The organism is Streptomyces sp. GL_148 (assembly GCF_057834205.1).
The window spans coordinates 1,987,810-2,000,460 of record NZ_CM174396.1; the positions used below are offsets into that span (position 1 = coordinate 1,987,810).

The window sequence follows — 12,651 nt, forward strand, 5'->3', positions numbered from 1 at the left end:
CCCCGGCCCGGCCGCCGGCAAGGCCGCAGTCAAGGCCGCCGTCAGGCCCGCAGCACCCGCCGCAGGATCTCGCAGGCGTACGCCTCGTCGTACTCCGCCCCCGTCAGCAGGACCTGCAGGCTGATCCCGTCCATCACCGCCACCAGCGCCCGCGCCGTCGCCGGGTCCACCCGGTCCGACAGCGCCGCGGAGACGGCCTCGCACCATTCGGCCGCCACCGGGCGCAGCGCGGGGCGGCGCAGGGCGGCCAGGTAGAGCTCGTACTCCAGCTCCGCCCGCGCCCGGTCCGCCCCCAGGAACTCGCCCAGCAGCACGGCCAGGGCGCCCGCCAGGTCCGCGCCCGGATCGGCCAGCGCCGCCGAGTCCGCCACCGCCCGGGCGAAGCCCGCGTTGGCCTGCCGCAGCGCCGCGATCAGCAGGTCGTCCAGGCTCTTGAAGTGGTACGTCGTGGAGCCGAGCGGTACGTCGGCCTCCGCGGCCACGCTGCGGTGGCTGAGCCCCGCGATGCCCCGGGCGCCCACCACCCGGATCGCCGCGTCGATGATCCGGTCCCGCCGGTCCGGGTCGTAGCGGCGCACCGAGCCGGCCATCAGCGGGCGGCTCCCGTCACGGCGGCGGCAGCGGCAGCGGCAGCGGCAGCGGCGGCAGCGGCGGCGGCAGCGGGCGACTGACAAGGCATGCGTACGACAGTACACACGGCCGCGCACGGTCGGCCGCGCGCCGCCGTGCGGCGGCGCCCACCGCCGCCCCGGCGGGGCATCAGCGCGTGGTCCCCCCGAGGTTCAGCAGCACGACACCGGCGATCACCAGCGCGATGCCGCCGATCTTCGCGGCCGTCGCCGCCTCCCCCATGAAGATCATGCCGATCGCGGCGATCGCGGCCGTACCCACGCCGGCCCAGATCGCGTACGCCGTCCCGACCGACATCGACTTCAGCGTCTGCGCGAGCAGCGTGAAGGCGATGACGTAGCCCACCAGCGTGATCAGCGAGGGCCACAGCTTCGTGAAGCCCTCGCTGAACTTCATGGCAGTGGTACCGGCGACCTCTGCGGCGATGGCGGCGGCGAGCAGTATGTAGGGCATACGTACGACTGTACACATCGTTATGGACGACCGTACATATCCGCGTGTCCCCGGGACTTTCCCGGCCCCGGCCGCTACGGTGTCCGCGCCGCGGCACCGAGGCACGCGCACCGGGGGACGGGAGATCCGCATGGCCCAGCACGGGACGCGGCGCGAGACGGGACACGGGACGCAGCACGGGACCCGGCTGCCGGCAGGGCGGTCGACGGGGCCATGGACGACATGGGGCGGCGGCTGGCTTCCCCCGCAGCCTCCCCGGCCCGGCGTGATATCCCTGCGGCCACTCACCCCCGGCGAGATACTCGGCGGCGCCTTCGCCGCCCTCGCCCGGTACGGGGGCCGCCTCGCCACCGCCATGCTGCCCGGCCAGCTCGGCGCACTGCTGCTGGTCGCCGCGGCCGCCGCGGCGGCGCTCGCGCTGGACGTCCGGCCGGTCGCCGCCCTGGTTCCCGCCGCGGCCCTGGCCACCCTGCTGACCTGCGCCCTGGCCTCCGCCCTGACGGGAGCCGTGCTCCGCCCGGCGGTACTCGGCCGCCCCGCCACCGCCCGTACGCTGCTGCGCGCCGCCCGGCCCCGCTTCGCCGCCGTCCTCGGCACCCAGCTCCTGGTCCTCGGCGCCGTGGCCGGACCGGGAGCCGCCGTCCTGGCCGCCGGGCTGCCCCCACTGACGGCGGCGGCCACCTTGCCGGCCGCACTCGGACTCGGGGTCCTGTTCGCGCTCGCGCCCACGGTCGCCGCCTGCGAGGGTCTGGGCCCGCTCCGGGCCCTGCGCCGCTCGGCCCGCCTGGTGCGCGGGGCCTGGTGGCGCACGCTCGGCCTCACCGCCTTCGCCGCCGCGATCGCCGCCCTGGCGGCGTACGCCGTGCACCCCTTCGCCTTCGCCGGGGCGCTCGGCCTGATCCCGGCGGTAGACGGCGGCCTCGTGCACGCGGTCCTCACCGCACTCGGCGGGATGGCCGCGCAGACCCTGCTGTTCTGCTTCCCGCAGCTCACCGCCGGCCTGCTCTACGCAGACCGGCGGATCCGCCGCGAGGACCTGGTCACGGAGCTCACCAGGCAGTCCGGGGAGCTCAGTTCAGCGTGAACCAGGCCGCGCGGGACTTCTTCCACTCCGGGTGCGTGAGGCTCTTGGCCTCGATGCCGTCCCCGTACAGGTCCGCGGAGCCGCTGTCGGTGATCAGCTGCACCCGCGCGCCCGTGACCGACAGGTCGGGAACCGCCACGATGGCCTCCCAGCCGCCGGGGTCGGTGGTCGGCAGGTCGGTCCGCTTGACCGGGGCGTGGCCCGGGACGCCGTCCCACTGGTACAGGGCGTACGGGTCGGAGTTGTCGTCCGCCGCCCAGGAGCCGGCCAGGATCAGGTACTGGTCGGCGGCGTTCTTGCGGATGTCGCGGATCGCGAGCCCGCCGAGGTCGAGCTCGATGCCCGCGCCGAAGGTGGCCTTGATCCCGCTGGAGAGCACCTCGTCGAAGTTGGTCACCGGCACGACCAGCGCCTTGCCGCCGATCACCGCCGGGGCCAGCGGGGCACGGAAGCCCAGGTAGGCGGTGGTGGCCGAACCCGGGGCGAACTCCAGGCCCTCCACGTTGAAGCCGTCGATCTGCTTCGGCGCCTCACCGGCGGCCGTACCGGCCGCGAAGCCGTAGCGGTTCCCGTTCGCCGTGTCCCAGCCGACCAGGTCCTCGCGGAGCTTCTTGTACGAGCGCCCGTACGCGAGCTGCGCGGTGGATCCGGAGCCGCTCAGCGTGGTGGTGAACACCGTGTTGCGGGGAGCCTTGTACTCGCCGTCCTTGTTGTTGCCGAGCGAGCCCGTCCAGCAGATGGTGTTGCCGATCAGGGTCGCGCCCTCGATGTCCACCTCCTTGGTGACGCCGAGCTGCGAGCTGAAGTCCCAGGTCCTGACCGGAGCCGCCGAGTTGGCGCGGTCGTACAGACGCAGCACGTTGCTCTCGTCGTCGGCGACGACGGTGTAGCCGCCGCCGACGTCCACGGCGGCCGAGGAGTCCGAAGCGCCGGTGAAGTAGCGCGCGTCGGCCGGGTTCTGGACCGCGGAGGAAGCGGCGAAGTACAGCGTCTTGGTGGCGGTCTTGCCGCCCAGCCCCGTCACCTTGACGGTCAGGTTCGTGTAGCCGCGGCCGCGCGCGGCGACCGCCAGCTTGCGGACCGCACCGGTCCCGGTGACGCTCACGTCGCCGGTCCCGGCGACTGTGGCCTTGCTGGACGTCGAGGCACTGACGGTGAGCGCGGAGACGTCCGCGCCGCTCTGCGCCACGGTCACGTTCACCGTCGGGTCGCCCGTCGCGCCGACGGCCCCGGACAGGTAGGAGGCGGACAGCGAGATGGTGGGCGTCCCGTAGGTCACCGCCTGCGCGGGCATGGCCGTGGCGGCCAGCAGCAGTGCGGCGATGCCGGCGGCCCCGAGGTACGTCGTCTTCACCTTCTTCCCATGCTGCGTCTTCATCGGTGGTCTCCGCGCATCGGGCCGAGCGTGAACCATCCGGACCGGGACTTCTTCCACTCCGGGTGGTCGAGGTCCTTGGCTTCGGTGCCGTCCCCGTACAGGTCGGCGGAGCCGCTGTCGGTGATCAGCTGGACGCGGGCGCCGGGGAACCGCAGGTCGGGTACGCAGACCACGGCTTCCCAGCCGCCGGGGTCGGTGGTCGGCAGGTCGGTCCGCTTGACCGGGGCGTGGCCCGGGACGCCGTCCCACTGGTACAGGGCGTACGGGTCGGAGTTGTCGTCCGCCGCCCAGGAGCCGGCCAGGAGCAGGTACTGGTCGGCGGCGTTCTTGCGGATGTCACGGATCGCGAGCCCGCCGAGGTCCATCTCGATCGGCTCTCCGAAGACCGGCTTGGCCGCGCCGGCCACGACCTGGTCGATGTTGGTGACGGGCACGACCAGTGCCTTGCCGCCGGGCACGGCGGGCGCCAGCGGGGCGCGGAAGCCCAGGTAGGCGGTGGTCGTGGAACCCGGGGCGAACTCCAGGCCCTCCACGTTGAAGCCGTCGATGCTCTTCGGGATCTTGCCGGCCGCCGTGCCCGCCGCGAAGCCGTAGCGGTTCCCGTTCGCCGTGTCCCAGGCGATCAGGTCCTCGCGCAGGCCCTTGTACGCGGAGCCGAAGACGATCTCGGTGTCGGCGCCCGTCCCGGTGAGCCGGGTGGCGAAGACGGTGTTGCGCTCGGCCTTGTACTTGCCGTCCTTGTTGTTGCCGAGCGAGCCCGTCCAGTACACCGTGTCGCCGACCCGGGCGGCCGCCTCGATGTCGGCTTCCTTCTTGATGCCGAGCGCGGGGCCGAGGTCCCAGGTCTTCACCGGGGCGCCCGAGCGGAAACGGTCGTACAGGCGCAGCACGTTGGTCTCGTCGTCGGCCACCAGCGCGTAGCCGTCGCCGACGTCCACGGCGGCCGAGGAGTCGGCGGAGCCCGTGAGGTAGCGGGTGGAGAAGGCGCCGGTGCCCACCCGCGCCGAAGCGGCGTAGGAGAGGGTGGCCGTGGCCGTCTTGCCGCCGCGGCCGGTCACCCGGAGCGTGAGGTCGGTGTAGCCCTGGGCCTGCGGGCGGACGGTCAGCTCGCGGTCGCCGTGCCCGGTCCGGTCGATGCGCACGTCGCCGGGTGCTGCGACCGCCGGATTGCTGGAGGAGAGGACGTCGACCTTGAGGAAGGCGGCGGGTATCCCCTCCTGCGCGATGTCCACGCTGACGCCCGGGTCGCCGACCGCGCCGACTGCCCCGGACAGGTACCCGGCGGAGAGCGCGATGGTCGGTTCGGCGGCGGTTTCCTGGGCGGCGTGGGCGGGCGCCGTCAGTCCGGCGGCGAGCAGGGCGGCGGCCCCGGCGGCTCCCACGGCACCGAGGCGGCGTGCCGGCGAAGGGCGAACGGTCAACGGAGGTCCTCTCGTCTGCGCCGTCACGTCGTGACGGCCGTCGAGAAGATTCGGCCACCGTGGCCAACTCCCGGTGCACGCGGCCCGTCCGCCGGGAAAACAGCGGACCCCCGGCACACCCGTGCCGGGGGTCGTCTGTTCACTCGGCCGTAGGACGGCCGTCGTTCTCGGGCCGGGCCTCGGTCAGACGTTGAAACCGAGCGCGCGCAGCTGCTCGCGGCCGTCGTCCGTGATCTTGTCCGGGCCCCACGGCGGCATCCACACCCAGTTGATGCGCAGTTCGCTGACGATGCCGTCCGTAGCCGACTTCGCCTGGTCCTCGATGACGTCCGTCAGCGGGCAGGCCGCCGAGGTGAGGGTCATGTCGAGGGTCGCGATGTTCGCGTCGTCGACGTGGATGCCGTAGATCAGGCCCAGGTTGACGACGTCGATGCCCAGCTCGGGGTCGACCACGTCGTAGAGGGCCTCGCGGACCTCTTCCTCGGTGGCCGGCTTGATGGACGCCTCGGGCGTCGCGTTCTCGGTCATGCCGTCTTCCTCTCGGCGTCGCCCAGTGCCTGGGCGGTCGCGTCCTTCCAGGCCATCCAGCTCAGCAGAGCACACTTCACCCGGGCCGGGTACTTGGAGACGCCGGCGAACGCGACCGCGTCCTCCAGCACCTCCTCCATGGCCTCGTCGGGCTCGATCTTGCCCTTGGACTGCATCAGCTCCAGGAAGACTTCCTGGATCTTCCGCGCCTCGCCCAGCTCCTTGCCGACGAGCAGCTCGTTCAGTATCGACGCGCCGGCCTGGCTGATGGAGCAGCCCTGGCCCTCGTACGAGATGTCGGTGAGCGTCTCGCCGTCGTACTTCACGCGCAGGGTGATCTCGTCACCGCACGTCGGGTTGACGTGGTGCACCTCGGCGTCGCCGTCGCGCAGGCCTCGCCCGCGCGGGTGCTTGTAGTGGTCCAGGATCAGTTCCTGGTACATCGATTCCAGCTTCACTGCGCCCTCGTCGCCCTCGTCGCTTCGTCTTATCCGAAGAAGTTCCGTACGTGCTCCAGCCCGTCGATCAGTGCGTCGACCTCGGCCGGAGAGGAGTACAGATAGAAAGACGCTCGCGTCGTCGCCGGAATTCCGTACCGGAGGCAGACCGGGCGGGCGCAGTGGTGTCCCACGCGGACCGCGATGCCCTGCTCGTCCAGTACCTGGCCGACGTCGTGCGGGTGGATGTCACCGAGCACGAACGAAATCGCGGCGCCGCGGTCCTCGGCCGTGGTCGGGCCGATGATGCGCAGGTCCGGGACCTCCGCGAGGCGCTTGATCGCGTACTCCGTGATCGCGTGCTCGTGCGCGGCGATCTTGTCCATGCCGATCGCGGTCAGGTAGTCCACGGCCGCACCGAGGCCGACGGCCTGGGCGATCGGGGGCGTACCGGCCTCGAATTTGTGGGGTGCCGGGGCGTACGTCGAGGAGTGCATCGAGACGGTTTCGATCATCTCGCCGCCGCCCAGGAAGGGCGGCAGGTCCTCGAGCAGCTCCTGGCGGCCCCAGAGGACGCCGATGCCGGTCGGGCCGCACATCTTGTGACCGGTGAAGGCCACGAAGTCGGCGCCGAGCGCCTGCACGTCGAGCGGCATGTGCGGAGCGGCCTGCGACGCGTCGATCAGCACCAGCGCGCCGACCTCCTGCGCGCGCCGGACGATCGCCTCGGTCGGGTTGACCGTGCCCATGATGTTGGAGACCAGCGTGAAGGAGACGATCTTCGTCTTCTCCGTGATGACCTCTTCGATGTTGGACAGGTCGAGCCGGCCGTCGTCGGTGAGGCCGAACCACTTCAGCTTCGCGCCGGTGCGCTGCGAGAGCAGCTGCCACGGCACGATGTTGGAGTGGTGCTCCATCTCCGTGATGGCGATCTCGGTCTCGCGGTCGACCCGGTAGGGCTCGTCCGCCCAGCCGAGCATGTTCGCGACCAGGTTGAGCGACTCCGAGGCGTTCTTGGTGAAGATCACCTCGTTGCGGCTCGGAGCGTTGATGAAGGCGGCGACCTTGTCGCGAGCACCCTCGTACAGTGCCGTGGCCTCCTCGGCGAGCACGTGCACGCCGCGGTGGACGTTGGCGTTGTGCTGCTCGTAGTACTCGTTCAGCGCGTCGAGCACCTGGCGCGGCTTCTGCGAAGTCGCCGCGTTGTCCAGGTAAACGATCTTCTTCCCGTCGTGGACCACACGATCCAGAAGGGGGAAGTCCTTGCGGATCGCCTCGATGTCGAGGAGGCCAGGCAGCTGTGTCACGCGGTCGCGCCACCCTTCGTGCTGTACGACTCGTAGCCTTCGGCCTCCAGCTTGTCGGCGAGCTCGGCGCCGCCGGACTCGGCGATGCGGCCCTCGGAGAAGACGTGGACGAAGTCGGGCTTGATGTAGCGGAGGATCCGCGTGTAGTGCGTGATCAGCAGGGTGCCGGTCTCGCCGGTCGCGCGGACGCGGTTGACGCCTTCGGAGACCTGACGCAGGGCGTCGACGTCCAGGCCGGAGTCGGTCTCGTCGAGGATCGCGATCTTCGGCTTCAGGAGCTCCAGCTGCAGGATCTCGTGGCGCTTCTTCTCACCGCCGGAGAAGCCCTCGTTGACGTTGCGCTCGGCGAAGGCCGGGTCCATCTGGAGCTGCTCCATCGCGGCCTTGACCTCCTTCACCCAGGTACGCAGCTTCGGCGCCTCGCCGCGGATGGCGGTGGCCGAGGTGCGCAGGAAGTTGGAGACCGAGACGCCGGGGACCTCGACCGGGTACTGCATGGCGAGGAAGACGCCGGCGCGGGCGCGCTCGTCGACGGACATCTCCAGGACGTCTTCGCCGTCGAGGGTGACGGTGCCACCGGTGATCGTGTACTTCGGGTGACCGGCGAGCGAGTACGCCAGCGTGGACTTGCCGGAGCCGTTCGGACCCATGATGGCGTGCGTCTCACCCTGCTTGACGGTGAGGTCGACGCCCTTGAGGATCTCGCGGGCGCCGTTCTCGGCCTCGACGGAGACGTGCAGGTCGTGGATTTCAAGCGTTGCCATGGATACCTCAGGACTCCTGGGTGAGGGAGACGAGCACGTCGTCCCCTTCGATCTTTACGGGGTATACGGGTACGGGGCGTGTCGCGGGCAGACCGGAGGGCTTGCCGGTGCGCAGGTCGAAGGCCGACCCGTGCAGCCAGCACTCGATCTGGCAGTCCTCGACCTCGCCCTCCGAGAGGGAGACGTTCGCGTGCGAGCAGATGTCGTTGATCGCGAACACCTCGCCCTCGGTGGAGATGATGGACACCGGCGTGCCGTCGAGTTCCACCCGCTTGGGGGTGTTCTCCTCCAGCTCGCTCATCGCACAGGCCTTGACGTAGGTCATCAGACGGACGCCTGCAGCTCGGTTTCGATCTTCGCGAGCAGCCGCTCTTCGATGTCGGGGACACCGATCTGCTGCACGAGCTCGGCGAAGAAGCCGCGCACGACCAGACGGCGGGCCGTGTCGGCCGGGATGCCGCGGGACTGGAGGTAGAAGAGCTGCTCGTCGTCGAAGCGGCCGGTCGCGGAGGCGTGGCCGGCGCCGACGATCTCGCCGGTCTCGATCTCCAGGTTCGGCACCGAGTCGACCCGCGCGCCGTCCGTGAGGACGAGGTTGCGGTTCATCTCGTAGGTGTCGGTGCCCTCGGCGGTCTTCTCGATGAGCACGTCACCGATCCAGACGGCGTGGGCGTCCTGGCCCTGGAGCGCGCCCTTGTAGACCACGTGCGACTTGCAGTGCGGGGCCTTGTGGTCGACCAGGAGGCGGTGCTCCTGGTGCTGGCCGGCGTCCGTGAAGTACAGGCCGAGGAGCTCGGCCTCGCCGCCGGGGCCCGCGTAGTTCACGCGGGGGTGCAGGCGTACGACGTCGCCGCCGAAGGTGACCACGATCGACTTGAAGGTCGCGTCGCGGCCGATCAGGGCGTTGTGCTGGGAGCAGTGGACGGCGGTGTCGTCCCAGTCCTGCACGGAGACGACGGTGAGCTTGGCGCCGTCGCCGACGAGGAAGTCGACGTTGGCGGCGCGCACGCCGTCACCGGTGTGGTCGATGACGATGACGGCCTCGGCGAAGGCCTGCACGTCGAAGACGGTGTGGCCGAAGGTGGTGCCGCCCTCGCCGTGCAGCGAGACGCGCACGGGCTCGGTGAGCACCGCCTCCTTGGGCACGGTCACGACCGTGGCCTTGGCGAAGGACGAGAACGCCTGCGCGGCGATCCGGTCCACCGGGGTGCCGGCCTTGCCGATGCGCGCGTCGCCGCGCTCCACGGACTCGATCGTGACCACGTCGGGCGCGTCGATCTGGGCCTTCATGGTGCCGTTGGCGACCGCGGTGCCGTCGTGCAGACCCTTGAGGCGGGCGAGCGGCGTGAAGCGCCACTCCTCCTCGCGGCCGTTGGGCACGGGGAAGTCCGCCACGTCGAAGGACGGGGGGGCACTCATCCGGGTGGCGACGGTGGACTCGGCGGCCACCGCGATCGCGCCGGCGGTGGTCGAACCCGCCGGAATGTTCTGAGCCTCAGCCATGGCTGTCGTGTTGCTCTCTTCCTTAAAGAATCTGCTGCGGGACGTCGGGCGGGCCGGGACTAACCGACCGAGCCTTCCATCTGCAGCTCGATCAGCCGGTTCAGCTCCAGCGCGTACTCCATCGGCAGCTCACGGGCGATCGGCTCGACGAAGCCGCGCACGATCATCGCCATGGCCTCGAACTCCGTCAGACCGCGGCTCATCAGGTAGAAGAGCTGGTCGTCGGAGACCTTGGAGACGGTCGCCTCGTGGCCCATGGACACGTCGTCCTCGCGGACGTCCACGTAGGGGTAGGTGTCCGAGCGGGAGATGGTGTCGACCAGGAGCGCGTCGCACAGCACGTTGGACTTGGAGCCGTGGGCGCCTTCGCCGATCTCGACCAGACCGCGGTACGAGGTGCGGCCGCCGCCTCGGGCCACCGACTTCGAGACGATGTTGGAGGAGGTGTTCGGCGCCATGTGGACCATCTTGGAGCCGGCGTCCTGGTGCTGGCCCTCGCCCGCGAAGGCGATGGAGAGGGTCTCGCCCTTGGCGTGCTCGCCCATCAGGTAGACGGCCGGGTACTTCATGGTGACCTTGGAACCGATGTTGCCGTCGATCCACTCCATGGTCGCGCCCTCGTACGCCACGGCGCGCTTGGTGACCAGGTTGTAGACGTTGTTCGACCAGTTCTGGATCGTCGTGTAGCGGCAGCGGCCGCCCTTCTTCACGATGATCTCGACCACGGCGCTGTGCAGCGAGTCCGAGGAGTAGATCGGGGCGGTGCAGCCCTCGACGTAGTGGACGTAGGCGTCCTCGTCGACGATGATCAGCGTCCGCTCGAACTGGCCCATGTTCTCCGTGTTGATACGGAAGTAGGCCTGGAGCGGGATGTCGACCTTGACGCCCTTGGGGACGTAGATGAACGAGCCGCCCGACCACACGGCGGTGTTCAGCGAGGCGAACTTGTTGTCGCCGACCGGGATGACCGTGCCGAAGTACTCCTGGAAGAGCTCCGGGTGCTCCTTGAGCGCGGTGTCCGTGTCGAGGAAGATGACGCCCTGCTCCTCCAGGTCCTCACGGATCTGGTGGTAGACGACCTCGGACTCGTACTGGGCGGCGACACCGGCGACGAGGCGCTGCTTCTCCGCCTCCGGGATGCCGAGCCTGTCGTACGTGTTCTTGATGTCCTCCGGCAGGTCCTCCCACGAAGCGGCCTGCTTCTCGGTGGAGCGCACGAAGTACTTGATGTTGTCGAAGTCGATGCCCGAGAGGTCGGAACCCCAGTTGGGCATGGGCTTCTTGCCGAACAGCTTGAGGCCCTTGAGACGGAGGTTCAGCATCCACTCCGGCTCGGACTTCTTCGCCGAGATGTCGCGGACGACCTCTTCGGACAGGCCTCGCTTGGCGACCGCACCGGCCGCGTCGGAGTCGACCCATCCGTATTCGTAGGTGCCCAGGCCATCGAGCTCAGGGTGAGCAGTCTCCGTGGTCATGCGGGGTTCCTCCCGGCCGTACTTGCAGATACTGATGTGTCGGTCTGTGTGGCGCCTGTGGCACCGACGCCGTTCCCACTACGTGGAATGAACGTCGTGCACACCCCGTCGCCGTGGGCGATCGTGGCGAGACGCTGCACGTGCGTCCCGAGCAGGCGGGAGAAGACCTCGGTCTCCGCCTCGCAAAGCTGCGGGAACTGCTCGGCGACGTGTGCGACCGGGCAGTGGTGCTGGCAGAGCTGTTCACCGCTGTGCGGACCGGGAGCGCTCTTCGCCGTAGCAGCGTACCCGTCTCCGGTCAACGCCTTGGCAAGGGCCTCGGTGCGCTCCGCGGGGTCGGCCGCTTCCACGGCCTCGCGGTAGGTCTCCGCCTGCGCCGTCAGCCTGGCCTTCGCGAAGGCGGCCACGGCCGCCTCGCCCTGCTGCCCACCCCCGGCGGCCTGCGCGATCCAGCGCATGGCGTCGGCGGCGAGCGAGTCGTAGGACTGGTCGAAGGCGTCCCGGCCGCAGTCGGTCAGCGCGAAGACCTTGGCGGGCCGCCCTCGGGTCCGCGCACCGTACACACGCTGCTCACGGGGTTCGACCACGTCGTCGGCGACGAGCGTGTCGAGGTGGCGGCGAACGGCGGCCTGGGTGAGGCCGAGGCGCTGGGCGAGGTCGGCGACGGTGGAGGGACCGTGGTCCAGGATCGACCGCGCGACCCGGTTGCGGGTTGACCGCTCCCCGGTCACGAGTTCGCCCTGGTGGGCCTCGCTCATCCGTTCGCCGTATTTCACAACGCCATTGTTGCGTAATTAGCCGGGCCCCGACAAGCCGTGATGGAGACCACCTCTGGTGGCCTCCATCACTAAGGGTTACCTTATCTATCTACGGAGCGTTAAGCGGAAGTGGACTCTCCGGCTTCCCGCAGGGCCCCGCCGGTGAACCAGTACACGGCTCCCACCAGCAATCCCCCGCCCACGATGTTCCCGGGCACGGTGAACATCAAATTGCGGAAAAGATCACCGAACCCGGCTGAGCCATCCAGGATCGCGAGGCTGAAAACAGCCATGTTCGCTACACAGTGTTCGAATCCGACGGCGACAAAAACAGCAACCGGCAGCCACAAGACGAAAATCTTGGCGGCATCGCCGCGCGCCCGGGTGAACATCCAGATCGCCAGACAGACCAGCATGTTGCAGAGCACCGCGCGCCAGAACAGCTGCCCGCCGCTCAGCGCCATCTTCCCGTGCACCATCTCGGTGAGCATGGATCGCGCCGAGGCCGAGGAGACCACGCCCGACGCGTGCACCATGGCGCCGAAGGCGAAGGCACCGGCCAGGTTCCCCGCCAGCGAGAGCACCCAGGACAGGATCAGGTCCCTGGGCCCGGTCCGCCCGGACAGCGCGCCGACCAGCATCACCATCACATTGCTGGTGAAGAGCTGGGCGCCGGCGAACATCACGATGGTCAGGGCGATCGGGAAGACCGCGCCCTCCAGCAGCTTCACGGCCGGCGAGCCCTTGGCCACGAACGGCGAGATCGCGACCAGGAGCAGCACCTCGCCGATGGCGATGTAGGCGCCCGCGAGCATCGCCGACACGAAGTAGCGCGGCGGGTGCCCGAGGTCATGGGCCTTGTGCTCGGCCTGCCCCGAGGTGGCTTCGACGTTCTGAGCGATGCTGTTCACCC

General features: G+C 69.9%; 14 protein-coding genes. 1 reads left to right on the forward strand and 13 read right to left on the reverse strand.

Annotated features, from left to right (window positions below; translation table 11 throughout):
* Positions 1–41 precede the first annotated feature (41 nt).
* Together AC3IYI_RS09110 and AC3IYI_RS09115 are read right to left on the reverse strand one after the other, a co-directional pair.
* A complete protein-coding gene (locus AC3IYI_RS09110) occupies positions 42–590 on the reverse strand; it encodes a TetR/AcrR family transcriptional regulator (RefSeq protein WP_489409694.1) in 549 nt (182 codons plus the stop codon).
* Between the two features lie 169 nt (positions 591–759).
* The gene (locus AC3IYI_RS09115; RefSeq protein WP_489409695.1) at positions 760–1,083 is read right to left on the reverse strand and encodes a DMT family transporter; all 324 of its coding nucleotides are present in this window, start codon (positions 1,081–1,083) and stop codon (positions 760–762) included.
* A gap of 130 nt (positions 1,084–1,213) precedes the next feature.
* Here AC3IYI_RS09115 and AC3IYI_RS09120 point away from each other — a divergent pair, with 130 nt between their 5' ends.
* Positions 1,214–2,167, forward strand: coding sequence for a hypothetical protein (locus AC3IYI_RS09120; protein ID WP_489409696.1), 954 nt, complete (start codon positions 1,214–1,216; stop codon positions 2,165–2,167).
* On the opposite strand, the gene AC3IYI_RS09125 is transcribed toward AC3IYI_RS09120, so the two are convergent.
* The 11 genes from AC3IYI_RS09125 to AC3IYI_RS09175 form a co-directional block, all read right to left on the reverse strand.
* Entirely contained in the window at positions 2,154–3,545 is a 1,392-nt protein-coding gene (locus tag AC3IYI_RS09125; protein ID WP_489409697.1) for a DUF3616 domain-containing protein, read from the reverse strand. The two genes, AC3IYI_RS09120 and AC3IYI_RS09125, sit on opposite strands and share 14 nt — an antisense overlap.
* Complete coding sequence (locus tag AC3IYI_RS09130) at positions 3,542–4,966, reverse strand: hypothetical protein (protein WP_489409698.1); 1,425 nt, start codon at positions 4,964–4,966, stop codon at positions 3,542–3,544. The genes AC3IYI_RS09125 and AC3IYI_RS09130 overlap by 4 nt, the downstream gene beginning before the upstream one ends.
* A 183-nt stretch (positions 4,967–5,149) precedes the next feature.
* Positions 5,150–5,494, reverse strand: coding sequence for a metal-sulfur cluster assembly factor (locus tag AC3IYI_RS09135; RefSeq protein ID WP_073913993.1), 345 nt, complete (start codon positions 5,492–5,494; stop codon positions 5,150–5,152).
* Positions 5,491–5,952 (reverse strand): Fe-S cluster assembly sulfur transfer protein SufU, encoded by a 462-nt coding sequence (sufU, locus tag AC3IYI_RS09140; protein ID WP_243338411.1) that lies wholly within the window; start codon positions 5,950–5,952, stop codon positions 5,491–5,493. Before sufU ends, AC3IYI_RS09135 begins: the two co-directional genes overlap by 4 nt.
* 29 nt (positions 5,953–5,981) lie before the next feature.
* On the reverse strand, positions 5,982–7,238 hold the full coding sequence (locus AC3IYI_RS09145; protein WP_327252118.1) for a cysteine desulfurase: 1,257 nt from the start codon (positions 7,236–7,238) through the stop codon (positions 5,982–5,984).
* Positions 7,235–8,002 carry a Fe-S cluster assembly ATPase SufC gene (gene sufC / locus AC3IYI_RS09150; protein WP_489409699.1) on the reverse strand — a complete coding sequence of 256 codons (768 nt, stop codon included), beginning with the start codon at positions 8,000–8,002 and terminating at the stop codon, positions 7,235–7,237. Before sufC ends, AC3IYI_RS09145 begins: the two co-directional genes overlap by 4 nt.
* 7 nt (positions 8,003–8,009) lie before the next feature.
* Positions 8,010–8,327, reverse strand: coding sequence for a bifunctional 3-phenylpropionate/cinnamic acid dioxygenase ferredoxin subunit (locus tag AC3IYI_RS09155; RefSeq protein ID WP_243338406.1), 318 nt, complete (start codon positions 8,325–8,327; stop codon positions 8,010–8,012).
* Positions 8,327–9,505 (reverse strand): Fe-S cluster assembly protein SufD, encoded by a 1,179-nt coding sequence (sufD, locus tag AC3IYI_RS09160; protein ID WP_489409700.1) that lies wholly within the window; start codon positions 9,503–9,505, stop codon positions 8,327–8,329. Before sufD ends, AC3IYI_RS09155 begins: the two co-directional genes overlap by 1 nt.
* A gap of 59 nt (positions 9,506–9,564) precedes the next feature.
* Positions 9,565–10,980, reverse strand: coding sequence for a Fe-S cluster assembly protein SufB (gene sufB, locus AC3IYI_RS09165; protein WP_243338403.1), 1,416 nt, complete (start codon positions 10,978–10,980; stop codon positions 9,565–9,567).
* Entirely contained in the window at positions 10,977–11,756 is a 780-nt protein-coding gene (locus AC3IYI_RS09170; RefSeq protein WP_489409701.1) for a helix-turn-helix transcriptional regulator, read from the reverse strand. Before AC3IYI_RS09170 ends, sufB begins: the two co-directional genes overlap by 4 nt.
* 101 nt (positions 11,757–11,857) lie before the next feature.
* On the reverse strand, positions 11,858–12,649 hold the full coding sequence (locus AC3IYI_RS09175) for a formate/nitrite transporter family protein (protein ID WP_489409702.1): 792 nt from the start codon (positions 12,647–12,649) through the stop codon (positions 11,858–11,860).
* Between the last annotated feature and the right edge of the window lie 2 nt (positions 12,650–12,651).